Origin of the sequence: Rahnella rivi (assembly GCF_019049655.1) — a bacterium.
Lineage (GTDB): Bacteria > Pseudomonadota > Gammaproteobacteria > Enterobacterales > Enterobacteriaceae > Rahnella > Rahnella rivi.
In genome coordinates this window covers 268,935-293,308 of sequence record NZ_JAFMOX010000067.1, presented here as the reverse complement: position 1 = coordinate 293,308, position 24,374 = coordinate 268,935, and the positions used below count along the sequence as shown (strand labels likewise).

The following is a 24,374-nucleotide window of genomic DNA, read 5'->3' as shown; positions in this document are numbered from 1 at the left end:
TCGTGTCGCAGTGTTATTGTAACGCTGCGGGACTGATACTAGAGAAGAGGTTTACTGATGACAGATAAGCGCAAAGACGGTTCAGGAAAGCTGCTGTACTGCTCTTTTTGCGGCAAAAGCCAGCATGAAGTGCGTAAGCTGATTGCCGGGCCGTCAGTGTATATCTGCGATGAATGTGTCGATTTGTGTAATGACATTATTCGCGAAGAGATTAAAGAAGTCGCGCCACACCGCGAACGCAGTGCTTTACCGACGCCGCACGAAATCCGTCAGCACCTTGACGATTACGTTATCGGTCAGGAACCTGCGAAGAAAGTGTTGGCCGTGGCGGTGTATAACCACTACAAACGTTTGCGCAATGGTGACACCAGCAATGGTATCGAATTGGGCAAAAGTAACATTCTGCTGATCGGGCCTACCGGTAGCGGTAAAACGCTGCTGGCTGAAACCCTGGCGCGTTTCCTGGATGTGCCATTCACTATGGCCGATGCCACCACGCTGACCGAAGCCGGTTACGTGGGGGAAGATGTTGAAAACATCATTCAGAAGCTGCTGCAGAAATGTGATTACGACGTTCAGAAAGCGCAACGCGGTATTGTTTACATTGACGAAATCGACAAGATTTCCCGCAAGTCTGACAACCCATCGATTACACGTGACGTGTCCGGTGAAGGTGTTCAGCAAGCGTTGCTGAAACTGATTGAAGGTACGGTTGCCGCTGTGCCGCCGCAGGGCGGACGCAAGCACCCGCAGCAGGAATTCCTGCAAGTTGATACGTCGAAAATCCTCTTTATCTGTGGTGGTGCGTTTGCAGGCCTGGATAAAGTGATTGGTCAACGTATCAACACCAGTACCGGTATTGGTTTTGGTGCTGAAGTTAAAGGCAAAGAGCAAAAAGCCACTGAAGGTCAGTTGCTGGCACAGGCTGAACCGGAAGATTTGATCAAATTTGGTCTGATCCCTGAGTTCATTGGCCGTCTGCCTGTGGTGGCAACCCTGAGCGAACTGAATGAAGAAGCACTGATTCAAATTCTGAAAGAGCCGAAAAATGCCCTGACTAAGCAATATCAGGCGTTATTCAATCTGGAAGGCGTTGAACTGGAATTCCGCGATGAAGCGCTGATTGCGATTGCTAAAAAAGCCATGAACCGTAAAACCGGTGCCCGTGGCCTGCGCTCAATCGTTGAAGCCGCATTGCTGGATACTATGTATGATCTGCCGTCGCTCGACGATGTGGAAAAAGTGGTGATTGATGAATCCGTCATTGCGGGCCAGTCAGAACCTCTGATGATTTATGGCAAACCCGAGGCGCAGCAAGCGTCTGGTGAATAATTAGCCAAACTATCCAGAGAGTTAGCCACAAAATGGGGGATTTAGTCCCCCATTTTTTTTTCGCACATTCTTATCGTTGAATGTCGGACATTCATCCCCATATACTCAGTTAACGACTTGCTGAAACCCGTCTGACTCGTGTTTCACGAGATTTCCTTAACCTGGCGGAAGCTAAACTAAGAGAGAGCTCTATGAACCCTGAGCGTTCTGAACGCATAGAAATCCCCGTATTGCCTCTGCGCGATGTGGTGGTTTATCCGCACATGGTGATCCCGTTGTTTGTTGGCAGGGAAAAATCGATTCGGTGCCTTGAAGCCGCGATGGATCACGACAAAAAAATCATGCTGGTTGCGCAGAAAGAAGCGTCTACCGATGAGCCGGGCGTTAACGATCTCTTCTCCGTAGGTACGGTTGCCTCAATATTACAAATGCTGAAGCTGCCGGATGGCACTGTAAAAGTGCTGGTGGAAGGGTTACAACGCGCACGCATTACCACGCTTTCTGACAGTGGTGAGCATTTTGCTGCCCAGGCAGAATACCTTGAATCTCCTGCCGTGGATGAACGCGAGCAGGAAGTCTTGGTACGCACAGCGATTAATCAGTTTGAAGGCTACATCAAGCTGAACAAAAAAATCCCGCCAGAGGTGCTGACTTCACTCAACAGCATTGAAGATGCTGCACGTCTGGCTGACACCATTGCTGCACATATGCCCCTGAAACTCGCTGACAAACAGTCCGTACTGGAAATGTTTGATATCACCGAGCGTCTTGAGTATTTGATGGCGATGATGGAATCGGAAATCGATCTGTTACAGGTTGAGAAACGCATCCGTAACCGTGTCAAAAAGCAGATGGAAAAGAGCCAGCGCGAGTACTATCTGAATGAGCAAATGAAAGCGATTCAGAAAGAACTTGGCGAAATGGACGACACGCCTGATGAGCATGAGGCGCTGAAACGCAAAATCGAAGCGGCTAAAATGCCGAAAGAAGCGCGTGAAAAAACAGAAGCTGAACTGCAAAAGCTGAAAATGATGTCGCCGATGTCCGCCGAAGCCACCGTTGTTCGTGGTTATATCGACTGGATGCTTCAGGTGCCATGGAATGCCCGCAGTAAAGTGAAAAAAGATCTGCGTAAAGCGCAGGAAGTTCTGGATACCGATCACTTTGGCCTCGAGCGTGTTAAAGATCGCATCCTTGAGTATCTTGCAGTGCAGACGCGCGTCAGCAAAATCAAAGGGCCGATCCTGTGTCTGGTAGGGCCTCCGGGTGTCGGTAAAACGTCACTGGGTCAGTCCATCGCGCGTGCTACAGGGCGTGAATATGTCCGTATGGCGCTGGGTGGGGTGCGTGATGAAGCGGAAATCCGCGGTCATCGCCGTACTTACATTGGTTCCATGCCGGGCAAACTGATCCAGAAAATGGCGAAAGTTGGGGTGAAAAACCCGCTGTTCCTGCTCGATGAAATCGACAAAATGTCTTCTGACATGCGTGGCGATCCGGCTTCAGCCCTGCTTGAAGTGCTCGATCCTGAGCAAAACGTCGCGTTCAACGATCACTATCTGGAAGTCGATTATGACCTGTCAGACGTGATGTTTGTCGCAACGTCGAACTCAATGAACATCCCGGCACCGCTGCTTGACCGTATGGAAGTGATCCGTCTTTCCGGTTATACCGAAGATGAAAAACTGAACATCGCTAAACAGCATTTGTTGCCGAAACAGATCGAACGTAATGCGCTTAAAAAGAACGAACTGACGGTAGATGACAGTGCGATTATCGGCATCATTCGTTTCTATACCCGTGAAGCGGGCGTGCGTAGTTTAGAACGTGAGTTGTCTAAACTCTGCCGTAAAGCGGTTAAACAATTGCTGATGGATAAAGCCATCAAGCACATTGAAATTAACGGCGATAATCTGAAAGATTTCCTCGGCGTGCAGAAGGTCGATTATGGCCGTGCTGATACCGAAAACCGTGTAGGCCAGGTGACGGGTCTGGCGTGGACCGAAGTGGGCGGCGAGCTGCTGACTATCGAAACGGCCTGCGTACCGGGCAAAGGTAAGCTGACGTATACCGGTTCTCTCGGTGAAGTGATGCAGGAATCCATTCAGGCCGCGCTGACGGTTGTGCGTGCACGCGCTGACAAACTGGGCATCAACCCTGACTTCTACGAAAAACGTGATATTCACGTTCACGTACCTGAAGGGGCGACGCCGAAAGACGGTCCGAGTGCCGGTATTGCAATGTGTACCGCACTGGTGTCTTGTCTGACGGGTAACCCGGTTCGCGCCGACGTGGCGATGACGGGCGAGATCACCTTGCGCGGTCTGGTTCTGCCAATCGGTGGGCTGAAAGAGAAACTGCTGGCTGCACACCGTGGTGGTATCAAAGTGGTGCTGATCCCTGACGATAACAAACGCGATCTGGAAGAAATTCCAGCGAACGTATTGGCAGACCTCGAGATCCATCCGGTTAAGCGCATTGATGATGTTCTGAACTTTGCACTGCAAAATCCAGCTTACGGTGCATTACCGGTAGCGGCAAAATAGTGACGTCGACTTACACAGTTGAATAAAACTCAGGCTGGCAGGTGAAATCTCACTTGCCAGCTTTTTTTTGTGCCGTTAAGTTAGTCAACGGTCAGAAGGTTTCAGGCTGCTTTCAGTCGCTTGCATAGCCCTGACAAGATTGATATAACAGCAGCGCGGTCACGTCCGAAGGGAAATTCGGCGTGATGAGAGAATTTTAAGAGGGGATGAAAAGAGTGAATAAGTCACAATTGATCGACAAAATTGCTGCCGGTGCTGATATTTCTAAAGCCGCAGCGGGACGTGTTTTGGATGCTGTTCTTGCATCTGTGACGGATACCCTGAAAGCTGGGGAAGAAGTCGCTCTGGTAGGTTTTGGTACGTTTTCAGTGCGTGAACGTTCAGCGCGTACCGGCCGTAACCCACAGACCGGTAAAGAAATCAGCATTGCAGCAGCTAAAGTACCTGGCTTCCGTGCAGGTAAAGCGCTAAAAGATGCCGTTAACGGCTAATTACCCGAAGGGCTGACGTCAAATCTGTGTGAAGCGCATCACTGATGCCTGTTTACTCAGGTCTGGTTGTTAAACAATAACCTGACGTCACCGGGCTGGTAAGGTAAGATACAAGGCGCATCGAAAACGGTGCGCTTTTTTTATTACAGCGGAGTGTTGCCTCACTATGATGGACAATTTACGCGCGGCGTCCAATAACGTCGTGCTCAAAATCATTCTGGCCCTGATTATTCTGTCCTTTATTTTGACAGGGGTGGGCAACTACCTGGTCGGCGGTTCAGGCGACTATGCAGCGAAAGTGAATGGTCAGGAAATCGGTCGTGCACAGCTGGAACAAGCAGTGCAAAACCAGCGTAGCCGACTGCAGCAACAGCTTGGAGATCAATTCTCTGCGCTGGCGGGCAGCGATGGTTATATGCAGCAGTTGCGCCAGGAATCCCTGAACAACCTGATTGACGTCACTTTGCTGGATCAGTATTCCAAAAAGCTCGGCATTGCCGTCAGCGATCAGCAGATCAAAGACGCGATTTTTGCGACCCCACAATTCCAGACTAATGGCCGTTTCGACAACGCCAAATACCTGCAAAGCATCCAGAGCATGGGTTACAGCGCAGATAATTTTGCTCAGTTAATGAAACAGCAATTGATCAGCCAGCAGCTCGAACAAGCCTACGGTCAGACCGACTTTATTCTGCCTGTTGAAAGCACAACGCTTGGCGCGTTGATCCTGCAAACCCGTGATGTGCATACGGCAACGCTGGACACAGACACGCTGGCCGCTAAGCAACAAGTTACTGATGCAGAAGTGCAGGCGTTCTACGACCAAAACAAGAATAACTTCTTGTCCCCTGAGCAGGTGAAAGTCAGCTACATCGAAATGGATGCCGCGGCCATGCAGGGTAAAGCCGACGTGACTGATGCCGACATCAGCGCGTACTACGACCAGCATAAGAACGAGTTTGGCCAGCCTGAACGTCGTCGTTACAGCGTAATCGTCCTGAAAACTCAGGCTGACGCTGATGCGGTCGCTACCCAACTGAAAAGCGGTTCTGATTTCGCAGAACTGGCGAAAACTAAATCTACCGATGCACTGAGTGCGAAGCAGGGTGGGGATTTAGGCTGGATGGAACCTGAAACCACATTGCCAGAATTCAAAAGCGCCAATCTGACCACCAAAGGTCAGGTTTCCGGTGTAATTAAATCCGACAATGGTTTCTTCATCCTGCGTCTTGAAGACATCAAACCTGAACAGGTTAAGCCTCTGACTGAAGTGCGCGCCAGCATCACTGATAAGCTCAAACAAGAGAAATCACTGGATGCTTACTATGCGCTGCAGCAGAAAGTCAGTGAAGCCGCGACAAACGACAACGAGTCTCTGGCTTCGGCTGAAGAAGTTGCCGGTGTGAAAGCGGTACACACTGACTGGTTCACTCAGAATCAAATCCCGGCAGGCATCAATTTCAAACCTGTTGTGCAGGCGATTTTTGAAGGTGGCCTGATTGGTCAGGACGGTGCTCCTGGCAGTAACTCTGACATCATTACTGTTGATGGCGATCGTGCGTTTGTCATTCGCGTCGATGCGCACAAAGCCGAAGGCGTTAAGCCTTTTGCTGAAGTGAAAGATCAGGTGACTACTTTGGTTAAACGCCAGAAAGCACAAGATCAGGCACGCATGGAAGGCGAGAAACTGCTGACAGCCCTGAAAGAGGGTAAAGGCGATGACGCAATGAAAGCCGCAGGTCTGAGCTTTGGTGATGTGCAGAAAGTACAGCGCAGCCAGCAGCCTTCTGCTTTCGAAGAAAATGTCTTCGCATTGCCGCATCCACAGAAAGACCAGGCCGTTTACGGCTTGTCTCAGGATCCAAAAGGGAACAGCGTGTTGATTAAACTCACTGCCGTTACCCCGGGTGCTGTGCCGGAAGCGGATGCCGCACGTTTTGCGCAGGAAATGCAACAAACCTCCTCAAACGTGACCTTTGATGCGCTGCTGACAAACCTGCGTCAGGAAGCAAAAATCAAGTTCGGTTCTGCTGCACAAAACCAGTAAACGCCGCAAAGTTTTGCAACGCGTTGCAACAAACAAAGGCCGCTTTCGCGGCCTTTTCCACATCTGAAAGTTGCCCATTGTCCGGTTTTTATTCCTGATGCACTCTCTCCGTGCTGTCAAACACATGGAGGATACAGCATGAAAAAACTAGGCATTACATCACTCTCTCTCGCTCTGGCTCTTGGGCTTTCAACGTTGCCTGTGATGCTACAGGCCGCACCCAATGCATCCGGTACTGTAGCCACGACATCTGTGGCACCGGCAACAACGGCGGGGAAAGTGGCGGGTCCGCAGGTGAAAAAAGAGCAGGCCGCAGTGGCTGACGACACCACCGTCAGCATAAACACGGCCACAGCGGAAGAATTTGCCAGGGCGATGAACGGTGTAGGGATGAAGAAGGCGCAGGCCATTATCAGCTACCGTGAAGAGCTCGGGCAATTCACTGATATTGAACAGCTTCGCGAAGTGCCGGGTATTGGCGCTGCACTGTTTGAACGTAACAAGGACCGTCTGAAATTGTGACGGATGTCGCGGCGGCGAACCCTTAACGGTTGCCGCCGTTTTCTTCTGCTAATCTCTTAAGACATCTGACCAGTTTGGTTTGTACCTCAGGCGAGACGCAGGAGTTTTTTAATCACTATGCATACGTTTATTAAAGTTCGTGGTTTTCACATCGATGTTTACCAGCATGTTAACAATGCGCGTTATCTGGAATTTCTGGAAACCGCCCGCTGGGAATGGCTGGACAATCAGTCCGGCTTCCAGTGGATGAGCCAAAACAACATTGCTTTCATTGTGGTAAATATCAACATCAATTACCGCAAGCCTTCGGTGCTCGGGGATGTTTTACGCATCGACAGCAGCCTTCAGCAGTTGAATGGTCGCAGTGGAGTCATTGAGCAGGTGGTAACCCGTGAGGGTGATGTCGTGGCGGATGCTACGCTGACCTTCGTGTGTATTGATTTACGCACACAAAAGGCCTTGCCGCTGGAAGGTGAGTTGCTGGAAAGATTACGTGAACTTGAGCTGGAAAATGACGCGGCCAATCATGAATGACTGACATAACCACGGGCGGCGAAAGGGCTGCCCGCGGTTATCCGTCAGGTACTTTAACGCAGACCGGTTTTCTTTTTCAGACTGGCCATCACGCCCGCCTGATCTTGCTGATACTGTTGAAGACCGTTGGCGCGCAGGTGGCAGGCGGCACACTCCCCACACCCGTCACCGGCGATGCCGTTGTAACAGGTCAGAGTATGATGGCGAACCAGGTTGAGCTGCTGATAATAATCTGCCAGCGCCCAGGTTTCGGCTTTGTTCAGCCACATCAACGGGGTTTCAAAACGCACATCGCGCGCCAGACCCAAAGACACTGCATGATTCAGCGCTTTGACAAATTCATCACGACAATCCGGGTAGCCGGAGAAATCGGTTTCGCACACACCGGTAATGACCGCTTCTGCCTGGATCTGATAAGCGTAAATGGCCGCCAGTGTCAGGAACAGAATATTACGACCCGGTACAAATGTGCTGGGTAAACCGCCTTCAGTTTCCTCACCAAAGCCCGGTACCGGAATGTTATCGCGAGTCAGGCTGCTGACCGCCAGTTCATTGAGCAAACCGACATCCAGCACTTTGTGGGCACGCGCGCCCAACTGCACTGACAGTTTTTGCGCGATCTCAATCTCAGCACGATGTCGCTGACCGTAATCGAAAGTGACGCAATGTACTTCGTCATACTCTTTCAAAGCCTGAATCAGACAGGTTGTTGAATCTTGTCCACCGCTAAAAACCACCACTGCTCTTTTCATTCTGATTTCCTGTTTACTGAACTGACCGCGCATCGGGCAGCAAAACCACGCTCATGGTACTTACCTTTGCCGCCGTAGTGTAGCGAAACAGCTGCTTCAGTCATTTTCAGATTGCAACGGCGGCGGAACCCACGCCTGACAGAAATCGAACCAGCCCCATGCCGTCAGCTGAACTCCGCTGATGCGCGGCGGCGCGCTCACCTGATACTGATAGTTGAACAGCGGTGTAATAATGCTGCGCACCATCCACTGATAAAAATGATCGCGCAGTTCTTCAGACCGCCTGTTTTCCTGCGGGATTTGCTGAATATGGCTCAATCGTCCTTGCTGCAAGATAAGATCTTCTTCGCGCAAAATCCCCGGCCACAACGGATCCTGTTGCAGCCAGTTCTCCAGCGTGGCTTCCGGAGATTCACCGATCAGCCGGTCGCCCAGCAGCAGATCTGCCGATTCCAGTAATTCGCCGTCTTCCCACAACCGGCCCGCGTGATAAACCACTTCCAGCGCACAACCTTCTTCCGCCAGCTTTTCCCGTAACGCCTGAGCCACCAGTTCAAACTCCACGGGCGGATGGTAAAGCAGACGCAGAGTTTCAGGCAGCTGAACATCCGCAAGGTCGTGAACCGGGATCGGCCAGCCGGGCAGCATTTCTTTACTGGCTTTCACCAGATCATGATCGATCGGCAGATTATCCAGCATGCCGCTGCGCTGGATAATTCGGATGACTTTTTGCGCCTGTGCTTCACTGAGCACGCCGCGTCGCAAGTTAGTAGCAATGTAACAAAAACCAAGACTGGTGCTTCGCCGGACGGGTTTTACCTGCGAAAGCTCGTTCTGTTCGCCAAGAATAATTCTGACCGGATGCTGACAACTGACATTGTCCCGCTGAGCAAAAAGTTGTGGAGTGATCCAAAACTCAATAGCGGCCAGATAGGGATGTTGTAAAGGGTAATAGGTGTGTTGCTCGAGGCGGATAAGCTCAGGGGTGAAGGTGGTCAGGCGAAACGGTCCGGCGCCGATATGCGGATCGTCCGGATGAGCCAACAGACAATTGAGGTCGGCAAAACGGTGTGCCAGCCAGTAATCCGGTTTATCCAGATCGAACTGCAAACACAGCGCATGAGGCTGAGATAATGTCACCACTGACGCCAGATTATGTTTACCGCGTGCTGACTCGCGAAGTTGCTGAAAGCGTGCGACCAGTTGCGCGGTTTTTAACGGTTCACCGTTATGCCAGAAAAGCTGACTGCGCAGAAAAAACTGCCAGGTTTTTCCGTCATTACTGACGTGCCAGTGATGCGCCAGATTGGGCTGCGGTGAGGTATCACCGGGGATAAAGCGCGTTAAACCTGCATGTATAGTATGCGCCAGGTGTTGTTCAGCGCGGCCGGTAAGCGTTAGCGGATCTAAAGGCTGGAGAGGGCGATAATAGGGAATGCGCAGCGTCGGCGCATCTTCCTGCCACTGGCCGCCAAGATGCGGCGCGAGCAGGGTATTCAGATGCGAAGGATCCAGCTGGCTCAGTTGCAGCGCGGCAGAATGTTCACCCTTTTTCAGTAATTCCTGTAAATACGTTCCGCGTAACTCTTCCGGTGTTTTGAGGCAGCTTAGCGATGCGCGTTTTCCGCGACCAGCCTGCGACTGCCAGCGGATCCAGCCGGCATTTTGAAAGTGCATCAGTAGCGTTCGGGTGTGGCGTTCGCTGCAACAGAAGATTTCTGCCAGTTCTGCCACGGTAAATTGAGCCGGATGCGATCCGGTTTTCAGGTACAGACGCTGAAACTGATTAAGCCGATTTTGCAGACGCACGGTAAATACGGAACCTCAGGAGTAGGGTAAATTTTTCCTGTTCAGCATATCCCAGCTGACGCGACCAGACTTGAAGTAAAAAACCAAAGTGTGAGCTAAAACCGGAACAGTATTCATAAAGTGTTCACTATTAGTTCCGTAAATCTCAGTCCATACTTTGCGGGTGAAAACAACGCCGCTCAGAGAGGAAATATGTACCGTTTAGCTGCATTTGATATGGATGGCACGCTGCTTTTACCTGACCACACGCTGGGCGACAAAACGTTGTCCACGTTGCGACAGTTAGCTGAAAAGCCGGTAACGCTGACCTTTGCCACCGGGCGTCATTATCTCGAAATGAAAGATATTCTTGCTAACATCGGGCTGGATGGCTATCTCATCACCGGCAACGGTACCCGTATTCATGATCTCAGTGGCCACCGGCTGCACGCCAGCGATTTACCCGAGGATTGTGCGCACGAATTACTGCATACCTCGTGGGACACGCCAGCCAGTGTGCATGTTTTCCGCGATGACGGCTGGTTCACTTCTCTCGACGATCCGGATTTACTCATTCCGCATCAGTTCAGTGGTTTTCGCTATCAGTTACAGGATCTGCGCTTATTACCGGATTCCGGTAACAGCAAAGTGTGTTTCTGCGCCCCGCATGACGTGTTGTTGTCGCTGGTGCCTCAGCTCGAAGCTCACTTTGGCCCGCGCATCGATTTATGTTTCTCTGCGATGGATTGTCTTGATGTGCAGCCCGCAGGCAGCAACAAAGGCAGCGCGCTTGCATTGCTGACGGACGGTCTGGGGATCAACATGTCAGAGTGTATGGCGTTTGGGGATGCCATGAACGACAAGGAAATGCTCGAGGGCGTCGGGATGGGGCTGATTATGGGGAACGCGTTACCCGTTCTGAAAGAGAAGTCGCCGCACTTACAAATTATCGGGCATTGCCGTCATCAGGCGGTGTCTCACTTTTTGCAACACTGGCTGCACACACCAAACCTCACCTATTCCCCCGAATATTAAGGTTTTGCAGCAAGCCGGGTCATCTGTCCCGGCTTTTTTCCTTTCTTACGCCGTATTTAACGCGGAGTTAACTTAGTCCTTCCAGCTGCTGTGCGTATGGTGAAATGTCCCCGATGTTCTTCGCTACCCAACTCTCATCGAAGTATGTATTCAGATAACGTTCGCCGCTGTCGCAGAGCAGGGTGACGATAGAGCCGGTTTCCCCTCTCTCACGCATCTGCGTAGCCAGTTGCAGCGCCCCCCAGACGTTGGTACCGGTTGAGCCGCCGACCTTACGCCCCAGCACCTTCTCAAGCCAGTGAAGCGTCGCGATGCTGGCCGCATCAGGCACGCGCATCATGTCGTCTATTACACCTGGTATGAACGATGGCTCGGCGCGAGGGCGGCCAATACCCTCAATACGGCTGCTGCATTGCGCAGTGACGCTGGCATCACGCTGTTGATAATAATCGTAAAATACTGAGTTTTCCGGATCGACGACCACCAGTTCCGTATCGTGCCCCTGATAGCGAATATAGCGGCCCAGCGTTGCGGAAGTACCGCCGGTACCCGCGCTCATCACCAGATAACGCGGTATCGGATGCGGCTCATGCGACATCTGACGGAAAATACTGTCAGCAATATTATTGTTCCCGCGCCAGTCGGTTGCCCGCTCTGCGTAGGTAAACTGATCCATGTAGTGCCCGTTCAGTTCACGGGCGAGTTGCTCGGATGCGGCATAGATCTGCCCTGAGTTCTGGACGAAGTGACACTGGCCACCGTAAAACTCAATTTGCTGGATTTTTCGTGGAGCAGTGCAAGAAGGCATCACGGCGATAAAAGGCAATCCCAGCAGGCGTGCGAAATAGGCTTCAGAGATGGCGGTGCTGCCTGAAGAAGCTTCCACAATAGGCGTGTTTTCACGTATCCACCCGTTGCACAAACCGTACAAAAACAGAGAGCGGGCAAGGCGATGTTTCAGGCTGCCGGACGGATGGGTACTTTCATCCTTCAGATACAGTGAAATTCCGGGAAAGTCGTTGAGTGACAGGCGAATCAGGTGTGTATCGGCGGAACGCTGAAAATCGGCGTCGATTTCTTTAATAGCGTGACTAACCCAGGAATTGCGCATGATGCAGGCTCATAAAAGTGTCTTGATGCACACAAGAATAACGTAACTCACGGAGAAATAAGTTACCCTTTAACCCAAGAAGATAAGATTTAATAGAAAAATTTCCTCCCGGAGGCCGGTATGGTAGATAAAATTGACCTTAAATTGCTCTCCCTGTTGCAGAAAGATTGCACATTATCTCTGAATGAACTGGCGGATGCGGTCAATCTCACCACCACGCCGTGCTGGAAAAGGATTAAGCGCCTCGAAGATGACGGCATTATTCGCGGGAAAGTGGCCCTGCTGGACGGCGATCGGTTAGGGCTAAGCCTGACGGCGTTTGTGCTCATCAAAACTCAGCATCACAACAGCGAGTGGTACCAGCGCTTTGTTCAGCAGGTTGAGGCATTTCCTGAAGTGCTGGGTTTCTACCGGATGGCCGGTGAATATGACTATTTACTGCAGGTGCAGGTGTCCGATATGAAAAGCTACGATAACTTTTACAAGCGACTTGTGAACGGCATTCCAGGGCTGAATGATGTGACCTCCAGTTTTGCGATGGAACGCATAAAATCCACCACCGCATTGCCGATTTGATGCAAAAGTTACAGTAAAAAGTTTCATCAGAATCGCCAGTTAACTCTGTTATCCTTGTCGCCTGATGAGAAAAAAGTCCTGCTTCGGGCGCTTTTTCTCAATAAAATCATCATTATTATTTGTATGGAAAACACTGCGTGAGATTGTTCGCCCAATTAGGCTGGTACTTCCGACGTGAATGGCGCCGGTATCTGGGTGCCGTTGCCTTGCTGATTATCATTGCCATTCTGCAATTGATACCGCCTAAGCTAGTTGGTGTCATTATTGATGGCGTCACGACCAAAACGATGTCAACCGGCGTACTGTTTGCGTGGCTTGGGCTCATGGTCGCCACGGCAATTGTGGTGTATTTGCTGCGTTACGTCTGGCGCGTGCTGTTGTTCGGTGCGTCCTATCAGCTGGCCGTTGAACTGCGTCAGGATTTCTTCCGGCAGCTCAGCCGTCAGCATCCGGCCTTCTATTTACGCCACCGAACGGGTGATCTTATCGCCCGGGCAACCAATGACGTCGATCGCGTGGTTTTCGCCGCAGGCGAAGGCGTTCTGACGCTGGTTGATTCGCTGGTCATGGGGCTTGCTGTTCTTATCGTGATGGCGACGCAAATCAGCTGGGAGCTGACGCTGCTGTCGCTGGTTCCTATGCCGGTGATGGCAATTATCATTAAACGCTACGGCGACCAACTTCATCATCGCTTTAAAACCGCGCAGGCTGCCTTTTCCTCATTAAACGATCAGGCGCAGGAAAGCCTGACCAGTATTCGCATGATCAAAGCCTTCGGCCTTGAGAACCATCAGTCTTCCCAGTTTGCTGATGTGGCCGCTGATACCGGTGCGAAAAACATGCGTGTAGCGCGTGTTGATGCCCGTTTTGACCCGACTATTTATGTCTCGATTGGCATGGCTAATTTGCTGGCTATCGGCGGTGGTAGCTGGATGGTGGTTAACGGGCATCTGACACTCGGGCAGTTAACCAGTTTTGTCATGTATCTCGGGTTGATGATCTGGCCGATGCTTGCACTGGCCTGGATGTTCAATATCGTTGAACGCGGGAGCGCCGCCTACAGCCGCATCCGCAGCCTGCTTGAGGAAGCGCCCAGTGTCGTGGATGGTACTGCGCCTCTGCCTGCCGGACGTGCTGTACTTGAAGCAAACATTGCGGATTTCCACTATCCCGACACAACGCATCCGGCCTTGTCCTCTGTGAAGTTCTCCCTGCAACCTGGGCAAATGCTCGGTCTGTGCGGCCCGACAGGTTCCGGTAAAAGTACTTTGCTGTCGCTGCTTCAGCGACAGTTTGATGTCACTGAAGGGGATGTGCTTTATCACGGCCTGTCGCTGAAAACGATCCGCCTGGATGACTGGCGCGCACGTCTGGCGATTGTGAGCCAGACCCCTTTCCTGTTCTCTGACACCGTCGCACAAAATATTGCGCTGGGACGTCCGGAGGCCAGCCGGGAAGAGATCGAGGAAGCGGCGCGGCTTGCCAGCGTTCATGACGATATTCTGCGTTTACCCGGCGGCTATGAAACAGAGGTCGGAGAGCGCGGAGTGATGCTTTCTGGCGGGCAGAAGCAACGAATTTCTATTGCCCGTGCTTTATTGCTGAAAGCGGAAATCCTGATCCTCGATGATGCATTGTCTGCGGTTGATGGCAGGACAGAGCATCAGATCCTGCACAACCTGCGTCAGTGGGGCAGCGACCGCACCGTTATCATCAGTGCCCATCGTCTATCCGCACTGACCGAAGCCAGCGAGATTCTGGTGTTTAACCACGGCTGTATTTCCCAGCGCGGAAGCCATGAGCAACTTGCTGCTGAGTCAGGATGGTATCGCGATATGTTCCGTTATCAGCAGCTGGAAGCCGCACTGGACGATGTACCGCAGGAACAGGAGCCGGAACAACGTGGCTGAGCAAAAAGTGAGTAAAATTCAAAAGATGTGGCCGACGCTGAAGCGCCTGCTGGGCTACGGCAAGCCATACAGAAAACCTCTTTCATTCGCGGTGCTGATGTTGTGGATTGCGGCAGCAGCAGAGGTGACCGGGCCGATTCTGATCAGTTTCTTTATCGACCACTATGTCGCCAAAGGCGAAATGCCGTGGGACAAAATCAGTCTGCTGGCACTGTGCTTTATCCTGCTGCAGTTTCTGGCTGCCGGATTGCACTATTTCCAGGCGCTGCTGTTTAACCGGGCCGCAGTGGGCGTGGTTCAGCGTTTGCGTACCGATGTGATGGATGCTGCATTGCGCCAGCCGCTGAGTGCGTTTGATACCCAGCCCGTCGGGCAACTGATTTCTCGTGTCACAAATGATACGGAAGTGATCCGCGATCTGTACGTAACCGTCGTCTCGACCGTATTGCGCAGTATTGCGTTGATCGGCGCGATGCTGGTGGCAATGTTCAGCCTCGACTGGCGTCTGGCCTCGGTGGCGATATGCATTTTCCCGGCGGTTTTCGTCGTGATGGGGCTGTACCAGATTTACAGTACCCCGATTGTTCGTAAAGTCCGGAGCTATCTGGCGGACATCAATGACGGTTTCAACGAAGTCATTAACGGCATGAATGTCATCCAGCAGTTCCGCCAGCAAAAGCGTTTTGGCGAACGTTTGACCCGTGCCAGTCAGTCGCATTATCTGGCGCGTATGCAAACGCTCCGGCTGGAAGGCTTTCTTCTGCGACCATTGCTCAGTTTGTTCTCCTCGTTAATTCTGTGCGGATTGTTACTGCTGTTCGGATTCAGCGCAGAAGGTTCAGTCGGCGTCGGTGTTCTCTATGCTTTCATCAATTATCTGGGGCGTCTGAACGAGCCTTTGATCGAGCTGACCTCGCAGCAGTCGATTCTTCAGCAGGCCGTCGTCGCGGGTGAGCGAATTTTTGACCTGATGGACCGAACCCAGCAGCAATACGGGGCTGACGACAAAAGACTTACCGGCGGCGAGATAGACATTAAAGACGTCAGTTTTGCCTATCTGCCGGACAAATGGGTGCTGGAAAATATATCCCTGCACGTGCCATCGCGAGGTTTCGTTGCGCTGGTCGGGCATACGGGCAGTGGTAAAAGTACGCTGGCGAATTTGCTGATGGGATATTACCCGCTCAATAAAGGAGAGATCCGGGTTAATGGCCGTCACATTTCCGATCTCTCGCACGCCAGCTTACGTAAAGGGATTGCGATGGTTCAGCAGGATCCGGTGGTGCTGGCTGAGTCGGTTTTCGCCAATGTCACGTTAGGGCGTGATATCGATGAAGCGCAAGTCTGGCACGCGCTGGATATTGTGCAGCTTTCGCCTCTTATTCGCGAAATGCCGGAAGGTTTAAACACTCGCCTCGGCGAACAGGGAAATAATCTCTCGGTGGGTCAGAAACAGTTGCTGGCCATGGCGCGCGTTTTGGTGCAGGCACCGGAGATTTTGATCCTTGACGAGGCAACAGCCAATATCGACTCAGGTACTGAACAGGCGATCCAGCGTGCACTTCGGGCCATCCGACAGCAAACGACGCTGGTGGTGATCGCCCATCGTCTTTCGACGATTGTCGATGCGGATAACATTTTGGTATTGCATCGTGGTCAGGCAGTGGAGCAGGGCAATCACCTGCAACTGCTGGCTGAAAAAGGCCGGTATTATCAGATGTATCAGCTACAGCTTGCCGGTCAGGAACTTGCCTCAGCGGAGCAGGCCACGCCGGCGACGCAAAACGCCTGATACCCGCCTCAACGCAGCATGGCGCACCGCGTTGGGGTGGTTTTTTCTCCCGATTTCCCCCCTCCTTTTTTCTGGCCTGCACCTTCATCTGGCATCAAGTCTTTGGGCGTGATGTCACTGCACTAAAAAGCAGCGGTCGGCACCTTATTGGTGCGTGCGTCATGATAATGATGTGAACGGCCAAGTGTGCGCCTCGTCACGAATATTCTGAAAATGCCGTATTACGCGGTAATCAAACGAATCTCTCTGCAATTTCAACTCTGGCACAGCCTTTGCTTTATCCATTTCGTATCGGGCGCGGTTTTTCCGCGGCAAGCCCTTAATTCGAGGAGTGGCAAAATGAAGCTGGTTACTGTGGTGATCAAACCTTTCAAGCTGGAAGACGTGCGCGAAGCGCTGTCTGCTGTTGGAATTCAGGGCCTGACCGTAACGGAAGTTAAAGGTTTCGGCCGTCAGAAAGGTCACGCTGAACTGTATCGCGGTGCAGAGTACAGCGTGAACTTCCTGCCAAAAGTAAAAATCGATATTGCTATCGCTGACGATCAGCTTGATGAAGTGATCGACGTGATCAGCAAAGCGGCCTACACCGGGAAAATTGGTGACGGCAAAATTTTCGTTGCTGAATTGCAACGCGTTATCCGTATTCGTACCGGTGAAACCGACGAAGCAGCACTGTAATTTCAGGTTCATCTCTTTGAATGAAGAGTTGAGATAAAAGAGCTTAGAAAAACAGTTTTGAGAACAGGGGTGGGCTACTAATGAAAAAACTTTTATCCATGATGGGGCTTGGGGCGGTTGCATTGTTGCCTTCGCTTGCCATGGCAGCAGCGCCAGCAGCCGCTAACGGTGCTGACAATGCCTTTATGATGATTTGTACTGCACTGGTGCTGTTTATGACCGTGCCCGGTGTGGCGCTGTTCTACGGCGGCTTACTGCGTTCTAAAAACGTGTTATCTATGCTGACTCAGGTCATCGTGACGTTCGCGCTGGTCTGCGTTCTGTGGATCCTCTACGGTTACAGCCTGGCCTTCAGCGAAGGCAACGCGTTCTTCGGCGGTTTCGGTAATGTGATGATGAAAGGCATCGGCCTTGATTCGGTCACCGGCACCTTCTCGCAGATGATTCACGTGGCGTTCCAGTGTTCATTCGCCTGTATCACCGTGGCGCTGATCGTGGGCGGTATCGCTGAACGTGTACGTTTCTCTGCGGTCTTGATTTTCACTGTGATCTGGCTGACCTTCTCCTACATTCCGATGGCTCACATGGTTTGGGCGGGTGGTTTCCTGGCAGCAGACGGTGCGCTGGACTTTGCCGGCGGTACGGTGGTTCACATTAACGCCGCCATCGCGGGTCTGGTCGGTGCCTACCTGTTGGGTAAACGTGCAGGGTTTGGCAAAGAAGCATTCAAGCCACACAACCTGCCAATGGTCTTCACGGGTGCTGCGATCCTTTACGTTGGCTGGTTCGGTTTCAACGCCGGTTCAGCAAGCGCAGCAAGTCCAATTGCGGCTCTGGCTTTCCTCAATACCGTTATCGCAACGGCTGGCGCAATCCTGTCATGGACATTTGTAGAGTGGATGGTTCGCGGTAAACCTTCTCTGCTTGGCGCAAGCTCCGGTGCCATCGCAGGACTGGTTGCCATCACGCCAGCCTGTGGTACGGTCGGCGTGGGTGGTGCGTTGATTATCGGTCTGGTCGGTGGTGCTACCGGTCTGTGGGGTGTGGTTACCCTGAAAAAATGGCTGCGTGTTGATGACACCTGTGACGTATTCGGTGTGCACGGCGTGTGCGGTATCGTAGGCTGCCTGCTGACCGGCGTATTCACTTCCAGCTCACTGGGCGGCGTGGGTTATGCAGAAGGCGTCACCATGGGCCATCAGGTCTGGGTACAGTTCTTCAGCGTCTGCGTTACGCTGGTCTGGTCAGGTGTTGTTGCCTTCATCGCTTATAAAGTAGCTGATATGCTGGTCGGTCTGCGTGTTCCTGAAGAACAGGAACGTGAAGGTCTGGACGTCAACAGCCACGGCGAAAATGCTTACAACCAGTAATCTCAGTCATATACATTCAGAGAAGGCAGTGCGCTAACGCTTTCTGAACGGCAGTATCAAAACTAAAAATAATGATGAATAGCAAAAGGGGCGATATCACTATCGCCCCTTTTTAATGCCTGATTTTCAGACTGAAATCTTATTCTGCCGTTCTCTGACGGATCACACCTTCCTGCACCGTAGTGGCAACCAGCACCCCTTCGCGGGTGTAGAACTGACCGCGTACAAAACCACGGGCACCGGAAGCTGATGTGCTTTCAACCGCGTAAAGAAGCCAGTCGTCCATACGGAATGGCCGGTGAAACCACATCGAATGATCAATGGTCGCGACCTGCATTCCTGGCTCCAGAAAACCAATTCCGTGTGGTTGCAATGCGGTCGGCAGGAAATTAAAGTCTGAAGCATAACCGAGCAGATACTGATGGATGCGCAGATCGTCAGGCATTTCGCCGTTGGCGCGGAACCACACCGCGCGGTGCGGCTCTTCTTTAGTGCCTTTCAGCGGGTTATGGAATTTCACCGGGCGCATTTCAATCGGCCGGTGACGGAGGAATTTATCACGAATTTTTTCAGGGATCAGATGCGCAAGATTTTTGGCAATGTCTGACTCCGAAATCAGTGACTCCGGCGGCGGTACATCAGGCATGGTGTTTTGATGTTCAAAACCCTCTTCATGACTCTGGAAAGAGGCTGTCATGTAGAAAATAGGTTTACCGTTTTGTACCGCTTTCACACGACGGGCGCTGAAACTGTTGCCGTCGCGCAAGTTTTCCACGTCATAGATGATCGGTTTACTGCTGTCACCCGGACGTAAAAAGTAACTGTGGAACGAGTGGATCCCGCGATCAACCGGCACCGTTTGTTTGGCTGCGTAGAGTGCCTGCCCGACAACCTGCCCGCCAAAGACCTGGCGTAAGCCCAGATCCTCACTTTGACCACGAAACAGCCCTTCTTCGATTTTTTCCAGATCCAGAAGATCCAGCAGATTTATTAACGCCTGACTCATAGTGGCCTCATGAAAGTTACCGGTTAATTCATGCCTGATGCAGCCCGTAAGCGCAGCAAAAGCACAGGTCTAACCTGTTAATGATAGAGGATCTTACGGGCGCTCAGAAGACCTGTTTAGCCACCGGGAGGAAAAATTCAGATTATTGTGCCATGATTAACAGGTACGCTGGTTAAAGAAACCATTTTCATGTCGGCGTTTATTACAGCTTGTCGACAAGCGAATAATAAAAAGGGAGTACGATCTATGAAACTTTGGCAGATAGTAGGTGGAACCGCGCTGTCTCTGACTCTTGCCGGATGCGCACAGCATCATGAGGCACCCGCGCAGCAGGCTCCGGTGAATACGGCAGCCAGTCCGGCCACCCAACCCGCGATAACGGGGCCAAACGTATCCGGTAGTGTGTTTATCGCTCAGCGTGTGGCGTTGCCGCCTGATGCGGTACTGACCGTGACATTGTCCGATGCCTCTGTTGCTGATGCACCATCGCGTGTGATCTCGCAGAAAGTGGCGAGAACGCAGGGTAAGCAGGCACCATTCACGTTTATCCTGCCGTATAACCCACAGGACATTCCACCGAACTCACACGTTATCCTGAGTGCGGCGGTGACCATCAATGGTCAGATGACCTTCGTGACCGACTCCATTAAAGAAGTGATTAACAATGGACAGGGTACACGTGCGGATCTGCAACTTGTGCCGGTTGTCTCCGTTCCTGTTGCCACCAAGCCGGGTGCATTAGGGCCACTGAGCAACCCGTCTGAGCCTACAGGATTAGGCACCGCTCCGGCACCGGTCAGCGCAGTCGCTCCGTCGCCTGCTTATTAATGTCCGCTGCTGTCACAATAAACACCGCTCCGGCGGTGTTTTTTTATGTGCATTACCACTTCCAGCCATACTTCTCTAAATCGATTTTGCCTTTTCTAAAGACGACGCCTTCGGCCAGAAGCGCCTGACGCTGGCGTTTAAAATCTTCACCTTGCAGTGAAATCTCGCCGTGGCGGTTAATCACACGGTGCCAGGGAAGGGTGCTGCCTTCGGGCAATTTCTTCAGGACGCCGCCAACCTGACGGGCAGCGCGTGGCGATCCTGCCAGTTGTGCCACATTACCGTACGTTGTGACCTGGCCTGCGGGGATAGCCGCTATAATTTGAAATACGCGCTGACGAAAGTTATCGGGCTCCGACATTACATCCTCCTCAGTGTCTGCCCGACAGTATGACGTAATTTTGCGTCTCAGACAGGCGAGTTTCGGCTCTGTTGTTTAAGAAAACACCGGTTGTCGGCGGTTAACTTGCTTTTGCGGTGGGCATCACTGATAATGCCCACCGCTTCAGTTCTCCGTAAAGAAAAGTGAAGCCAACAACGACAATGGGGGCCCTGTTGGTTCTCCCGCAACACTAACTTGTTAACTCGGTCAGGTCCGGAAGGAAGCAGCCATAGCAGGTGTCGTGTGTGCCGGGATGTAGCTGGCAGGGCCTCCACCATTTCAGGCCCCGCAAACTTTACGCCTTCTCTTTTCGATTCCAGACCTCATCCTCTTTTTTCTTTTGTTTCAGTGATGCACCAGCGTCGTGAAGTAATACACCAGCGGGATCGCCAGGATATACAGCCCTGTCGGCACTTCGCGCATTTTTCCTGCCACCACGTTGATGATGATGTAAAACAGCAATCCGCCCGCGATGCCCGTACCAAAACTGTTGGAAATCAGGGTAATCATCACCATGAGCAGCACCGGTAAAGCATCGGTGAAATTCGCTAAGTTCACTTTGCGCAAATTACTGAACATATTCAGGCCGATGAGGATCAGCGCCGGTGCGGTCGCTTCTTTGGGGATCATCAGTGCCACCGGCGTGAACAGCAGCATCAGCAGAAACATCACCGCCGCCGCCAGCGCCGTCAGACCCGTTTTCCCTCCCGCCTCAGCCGCCGCTGAGGATTCGATTAATGCGGTTGCCGCAGGAATACCGACAACCGGACCCAGCGCCGCAGCAATCGAATCCACCATAAAGGGCCGGTTGATGTGCGGCATGTTGCCGTGTTCATCCAGCAGTCCGGCTTCACCGCCAACCGCCAGCGTGGTGCCCATGGTTGAGAAGAATTCTGAGGCGAAAAAGATAAACAGAAATGGCAGGAAGGCGATATTGATGGCGCCAGTCAGATCGACTTTCCCCCAAAGCGGGGCGAGAGAATGTGGCAAAGCGATCCACTGTTCAGGTAAATGCGTTACGCCAAACGGGATCCCGGCTACCGTTGCCAGCAGAATCGCCCAGAGAATAGCACCGGGAATTTTACGAGCCTGTAAACCCACTGCTACCAGCAAACCCAGCAAAGCAATCAGCGCACCCGGAGAAGTGAAATCTCCCAGTGCCAGCGCGTGCGTTTTGGCATTGGCCAGCACCAGGCCTGCATTACGAAAACCCAGCAGCGCGACGAAAATACCGATCGATGCCGTCAGACCCAGTTTGATGGATTGCGGAACCGAGCGGGTGACGACTTCACGCAGGCCGAATACCGTCATCACAAAAAATAAGATCCCGGACCAGCAGGCAATACCCAGCGCAATTGGCCAGGTGATACCGTCTCCGGCCAGCGTGATACCGACCAGTACCGAACCGCCGATGCCAGGGCCAACCATAAACGGCAGATTCGCGTAGAACGCCATCAGCAAAGAACCCAATACAAATACCAAAATGACGCCGGTGGTGGCGGCTCCTTTATCCATGCCACCCGCCGCCAGCAGACCGGGGATCACTATCAGCAAATAAGCCGCTGCCAGAAAACCGGTGATCCCGGCCAGACATTCGGTTTTCGCTTTTGTATCCCGCTGACGAAGCTGAAAGCGGCGCTGCAACCAGCTTTCACCCGATGAGGCTGTCACATTTTTCACAGAGCTGTCGGTCATAAAATTCCCCTGAACATCGTCATTAATGAGTGGTGCGTGCTGTTTTTTTTGTGTTTCTTATTAATAAAGATCAGGCCTCGTCGGGCCAGATTTGCAAAACAGGATCGACAATCTCGCGCAATCCGCCATCCGTCAGCCCTAAATCCGTCAGATGTGGCCCTGCATTACAGGCGAGACAGGTTCCTTCGATCGCTTTAAAGACCCGGTACGGCGGCTCCCAGTCAGCGATCTGTGCGCTAAGCTCGCGAAGATTTTTAAACTGTGCGGCCAGCACATCTGCGGGTAAATCTGAGAGCATTCCGGCAATTGGCATATCGACACTGGCCAGCAACGTCGCGTTCTGGCTCAGCGCCATACCGCCGCCGCTGGCGATCAGCTGATTGGCGGCCAGCATCATATCGGCGGGATGACGGCCAATAACCACGAGATTATGTGAGTCATGGGAGTAAGAGGTGGCTATCGCTCCGCGTAATTCTCCCCAGCCTTCCAGCAACGCCATTTTCGGCGTGGCTTCATGACGCCCATGCCGGTGCTGTACCCAAATCAGGCTGAAACCTTCCGGAATTTGTACGACTCCGCTTTTGACTTCCACAATCACTTCGCTCCATTGCGTGAAGCGAGCGCCCTTGATGTTACGTAAGCGCGCCTTACCTTTTTTCAGTCCGGGGATTTTTAAATGGAAATCAGCTTCGGCCACTTTTTGCAGGCGCATGGTGTCGCGTGGCGGGATAACGTCACTGGCGGCAGCAGGGCTGAATAACATTTTCCCGTGTTCTGCAACGCAGTTTCCGGCGACATACACTTTGCGCGGGTTGAGCGTCTCAAGAGAGTCGAATGCAATAATGTCAGCAGTGCGGCCAGCGGCAATCAGCCCGAGATCTGAGCGGCGCATACGGATGGCGGCGTTAAATGTCGCCATTCTCAACACGTCTTCAGTACGTAAGCCAAAGGAGATCAGCAGTTTGACCAGCGCGATCAGTCCGCCTTTTTCCAGCAGATGATCCGGTGGCACGTCGTCAGTGCACAGCGTAATTTGCGAGGAAAGATGCGGTAAGGCCAGCAGAGCGGCTGCAATATCCGGCAGCAGATAAGGATGAGAACCACGAATTTGCAGAGTCAGGCCTGCGCGCAATTTCTCCAGCGCATCTTCCGCCGAGGTCAGTTCATGATCGGAAGTCACACCTGCCGCCAGATAGGCCTGGAGCTGCTCGTCTTTAAGCCCGCGCGCATGGCCTTCGATCAGTTTGCCGCTGCGTAATCCGGCATCAAGGATTTCCATCATGCGTTCGCTGCCGTTCAGCACGCCATACATATCCATGACTTCCGCGACGCCGGCAACTTCCGGCCAGCTCAGCATGGTTTGCATTTCCTGGCCTTTGAAATCCGCTCCCGACATTTCCAGACCCGGCGTTGAGGGCACGCTGGAAGGCGCCGCGCAAATCACACGTAATGGCAAACCCCGGCTGGCTTTAACGGCGTACTCAACGCCGGCCACGCCCAGCACATTTGCCAGCTCATGAGGATCCCAAAACACGGTTGTCGTCCCCTGAGCGACAACGATCTCCGCATATTTTTCAGGGGGCAGGTGGGAGCTTTCAATGTGAACATGGGTATCGATAAGGCCGGGTGAAAGATAAAAACCTGATAAGTCATCAATATTTTCCGACCGGGTAAATTTTCCACGCGGGTGGACACTGGCAATCATATGACCGACCAGACCCACGTCTGCATCACGGATCTCACCCGTCACCATGTCGACGATCTTTGCGTTGATCAGCAAATGGTCAAAAGGAATTTTCCCTAATGCGGCATCAATCGCCCGCTGGCGTAGGGGCAGGGAAGCGAGGTTCTCGGTCATAGCAGTTTCCGGATTTGCAGAATGATGTGGCTAATGTAGGGAGAGGAAGGGGCTTTGCACAGATGATTTATTTTATCCGATTATAAGATGCGGTTATGCTGGGCAAACGTTTTCTATTTTG

The 24,374-nt window shown here is 52.3% G+C and carries 20 protein-coding genes and 1 other RNA gene; 14 read left to right on the top strand and 7 right to left on the bottom strand.

The features are described 5' to 3' along the window. The first annotated feature begins 57 nt into the window (after positions 1-57). The 6 genes from clpX to J1779_RS24410 all read left to right on the top strand — a co-directional run bounded on the left by clpX (position 58) and on the right by J1779_RS24410 (position 7,472). A complete protein-coding gene (gene clpX, locus J1779_RS24435) occupies positions 58-1,332 on the top strand; it encodes an ATP-dependent protease ATP-binding subunit ClpX (RefSeq protein WP_056771083.1) in 1,275 nt (424 codons plus the stop codon). Positions 1,333-1,523: 191 nt separating this feature from the next. After that, positions 1,524-3,878, top strand: coding sequence for an endopeptidase La (lon, locus tag J1779_RS24430; protein WP_056771086.1), 2,355 nt, complete (start codon positions 1,524-1,526; stop codon positions 3,876-3,878). Between the two features lie 215 nt (positions 3,879-4,093). Beyond that, positions 4,094-4,369: a nucleoid-associated protein HU-beta gene (hupB, locus tag J1779_RS24425; RefSeq protein WP_056771982.1), complete on the top strand. Its 276-nt coding sequence runs from the start codon at positions 4,094-4,096 to the stop codon at positions 4,367-4,369. Positions 4,370-4,535: 166 nt separating this feature from the next. Then, a complete protein-coding gene (gene ppiD / locus J1779_RS24420) occupies positions 4,536-6,416 on the top strand; it encodes a peptidylprolyl isomerase (protein WP_122096010.1) in 1,881 nt (626 codons plus the stop codon). A 138-nt stretch (positions 6,417-6,554) separates the two neighbouring features. Beyond that, the gene (locus J1779_RS24415; RefSeq protein ID WP_183848806.1) at positions 6,555-6,938 is read left to right on the top strand and encodes a ComEA family DNA-binding protein; all 384 of its coding nucleotides are present in this window, start codon (positions 6,555-6,557) and stop codon (positions 6,936-6,938) included. A 117-nt stretch (positions 6,939-7,055) separates the two neighbouring features. After that, a complete protein-coding gene (locus J1779_RS24410) occupies positions 7,056-7,472 on the top strand; it encodes a YbgC/FadM family acyl-CoA thioesterase (protein WP_217204993.1) in 417 nt (138 codons plus the stop codon). Positions 7,473-7,525: 53 nt separating this feature from the next. Here J1779_RS24410 and queC read toward each other — a convergent pair whose 3' ends face one another. Then, positions 7,526-8,224, bottom strand: coding sequence for a 7-cyano-7-deazaguanine synthase QueC (gene queC / locus J1779_RS24405; protein ID WP_217204992.1), 699 nt, complete (start codon positions 8,222-8,224; stop codon positions 7,526-7,528). A gap of 96 nt (positions 8,225-8,320) precedes the next feature. Then, the gene (locus J1779_RS24400) at positions 8,321-10,033 is read right to left on the bottom strand and encodes an SgrR family transcriptional regulator (protein ID WP_217204991.1); all 1,713 of its coding nucleotides are present in this window, start codon (positions 10,031-10,033) and stop codon (positions 8,321-8,323) included. A 192-nt stretch (positions 10,034-10,225) separates the two neighbouring features. Here J1779_RS24400 and cof point away from each other — a divergent pair, with 192 nt between their 5' ends. Then, positions 10,226-11,047: an HMP-PP phosphatase gene (gene cof, locus J1779_RS24395; RefSeq protein WP_122096006.1), complete on the top strand. Its 822-nt coding sequence runs from the start codon at positions 10,226-10,228 to the stop codon at positions 11,045-11,047. 67 nt (positions 11,048-11,114) lie between these two features. Here cof and J1779_RS24390 read toward each other — a convergent pair whose 3' ends face one another. Continuing rightward, positions 11,115-12,158, bottom strand: a complete 1,044-nt coding sequence (locus tag J1779_RS24390; protein WP_136376381.1) for a PLP-dependent cysteine synthase family protein — start codon at positions 12,156-12,158, stop codon at positions 11,115-11,117. A gap of 120 nt (positions 12,159-12,278) precedes the next feature. On the opposite strand from J1779_RS24390, the gene J1779_RS24385 reads away from it, so the two are divergent. The 5 genes from J1779_RS24385 (at position 12,279) to amtB (ending at position 18,484) form a co-directional block, all read left to right on the top strand. Further along, complete coding sequence (locus J1779_RS24385) at positions 12,279-12,734, top strand: Lrp/AsnC family transcriptional regulator (protein WP_056771107.1); 456 nt, start codon at positions 12,279-12,281, stop codon at positions 12,732-12,734. Between the two features lie 137 nt (positions 12,735-12,871). Next, positions 12,872-14,644: a SmdA family multidrug ABC transporter permease/ATP-binding protein gene (locus J1779_RS24380; RefSeq protein ID WP_217204990.1), complete on the top strand. Its 1,773-nt coding sequence runs from the start codon at positions 12,872-12,874 to the stop codon at positions 14,642-14,644. A gap of 7 nt (positions 14,645-14,651) precedes the next feature. Further along, complete coding sequence (locus J1779_RS24375) at positions 14,652-16,436, top strand: SmdB family multidrug efflux ABC transporter permease/ATP-binding protein (RefSeq protein ID WP_217205062.1); 1,785 nt, start codon at positions 14,652-14,654, stop codon at positions 16,434-16,436. A gap of 339 nt (positions 16,437-16,775) precedes the next feature. Next, positions 16,776-17,114: a P-II family nitrogen regulator gene (gene glnK / locus J1779_RS24370; RefSeq protein ID WP_009639071.1), complete on the top strand. Its 339-nt coding sequence runs from the start codon at positions 16,776-16,778 to the stop codon at positions 17,112-17,114. An 80-nt stretch (positions 17,115-17,194) separates the two neighbouring features. Beyond that, positions 17,195-18,484, top strand: a complete 1,290-nt coding sequence (amtB, locus tag J1779_RS24365; protein ID WP_056771114.1) for an ammonium transporter AmtB — start codon at positions 17,195-17,197, stop codon at positions 18,482-18,484. Positions 18,485-18,623: 139 nt separating this feature from the next. Here amtB and tesB read toward each other — a convergent pair whose 3' ends face one another. After that, positions 18,624-19,490: an acyl-CoA thioesterase II gene (gene tesB, locus J1779_RS24360; RefSeq protein ID WP_056771119.1), complete on the bottom strand. Its 867-nt coding sequence runs from the start codon at positions 19,488-19,490 to the stop codon at positions 18,624-18,626. A 246-nt stretch (positions 19,491-19,736) separates the two neighbouring features. Here tesB and J1779_RS24355 point away from each other — a divergent pair, with 246 nt between their 5' ends. Then, complete coding sequence (locus J1779_RS24355) at positions 19,737-20,318, top strand: YbaY family lipoprotein (RefSeq protein WP_122096003.1); 582 nt, start codon at positions 19,737-19,739, stop codon at positions 20,316-20,318. A 52-nt stretch (positions 20,319-20,370) separates the two neighbouring features. On the opposite strand, the gene J1779_RS24350 is transcribed toward J1779_RS24355, so the two are convergent. Further along, the gene (locus J1779_RS24350; RefSeq protein WP_217204989.1) at positions 20,371-20,679 is read right to left on the bottom strand and encodes an MGMT family protein; all 309 of its coding nucleotides are present in this window, start codon (positions 20,677-20,679) and stop codon (positions 20,371-20,373) included. Between the two features lie 192 nt (positions 20,680-20,871). Here J1779_RS24350 and ffs point away from each other — a divergent pair. Further along, positions 20,872-20,968: signal recognition particle sRNA small type (gene ffs, locus J1779_RS24345), an RNA gene on the top strand. A gap of 77 nt (positions 20,969-21,045) precedes the next feature. Here ffs and J1779_RS24340 read toward each other — a convergent pair. Both J1779_RS24340 and J1779_RS24335 read right to left on the bottom strand, forming a co-directional pair. Further along, a complete protein-coding gene (locus J1779_RS24340) occupies positions 21,046-22,395 on the bottom strand; it encodes an NCS2 family permease (RefSeq protein WP_217204988.1) in 1,350 nt (449 codons plus the stop codon). Between the two features lie 70 nt (positions 22,396-22,465). After that, a complete protein-coding gene (locus J1779_RS24335) occupies positions 22,466-24,253 on the bottom strand; it encodes an adenine deaminase (protein WP_217204987.1) in 1,788 nt (595 codons plus the stop codon). Positions 24,254-24,374: the final 121 nt, after the last annotated feature.

What these genes read in the sequence shown, in the direction of transcription:
- clpX (WP_056771083.1), top strand. Translation starts at nt 58, where the DNA reads ATGACAGATAAGCGCAAAGACGGTTCAGGAAAGCTGCTGTACTGCTCT.
- glnK (WP_009639071.1), top strand. Translation starts at nt 16,776, where the DNA reads ATGAAGCTGGTTACTGTGGTGATCAAACCTTTCAAGCTGGAAGACGTG.
- ppiD (WP_122096010.1), top strand. Translation starts at nt 4,536, where the DNA reads ATGATGGACAATTTACGCGCGGCGTCCAATAACGTCGTGCTCAAAATC.
- J1779_RS24410 (WP_217204993.1), top strand. Translation starts at nt 7,056, where the DNA reads ATGCATACGTTTATTAAAGTTCGTGGTTTTCACATCGATGTTTACCAG.
- queC (WP_217204992.1), bottom strand. Translation starts at nt 8,224, where the DNA reads ATGAAAAGAGCAGTGGTGGTTTTTAGCGGTGGACAAGATTCAACAACC.
- lon (WP_056771086.1), top strand. Translation starts at nt 1,524, where the DNA reads ATGAACCCTGAGCGTTCTGAACGCATAGAAATCCCCGTATTGCCTCTG.
- tesB (WP_056771119.1), bottom strand. Translation starts at nt 19,490, where the DNA reads ATGAGTCAGGCGTTAATAAATCTGCTGGATCTTCTGGATCTGGAAAAA.
- J1779_RS24350 (WP_217204989.1), bottom strand. Translation starts at nt 20,679, where the DNA reads ATGTCGGAGCCCGATAACTTTCGTCAGCGCGTATTTCAAATTATAGCG.
- J1779_RS24390 (WP_136376381.1), bottom strand. Translation starts at nt 12,158, where the DNA reads ATGCGCAATTCCTGGGTTAGTCACGCTATTAAAGAAATCGACGCCGAT.
- J1779_RS24355 (WP_122096003.1), top strand. Translation starts at nt 19,737, where the DNA reads ATGAAACTTTGGCAGATAGTAGGTGGAACCGCGCTGTCTCTGACTCTT.
- amtB (WP_056771114.1), top strand. Translation starts at nt 17,195, where the DNA reads ATGAAAAAACTTTTATCCATGATGGGGCTTGGGGCGGTTGCATTGTTG.
- cof (WP_122096006.1), top strand. Translation starts at nt 10,226, where the DNA reads ATGTACCGTTTAGCTGCATTTGATATGGATGGCACGCTGCTTTTACCT.
- J1779_RS24335 (WP_217204987.1), bottom strand. Translation starts at nt 24,253, where the DNA reads ATGACCGAGAACCTCGCTTCCCTGCCCCTACGCCAGCGGGCGATTGAT.
- J1779_RS24415 (WP_183848806.1), top strand. Translation starts at nt 6,555, where the DNA reads ATGAAAAAACTAGGCATTACATCACTCTCTCTCGCTCTGGCTCTTGGG.
- J1779_RS24340 (WP_217204988.1), bottom strand. Translation starts at nt 22,395, where the DNA reads ATGACCGACAGCTCTGTGAAAAATGTGACAGCCTCATCGGGTGAAAGC.
- J1779_RS24385 (WP_056771107.1), top strand. Translation starts at nt 12,279, where the DNA reads ATGGTAGATAAAATTGACCTTAAATTGCTCTCCCTGTTGCAGAAAGAT.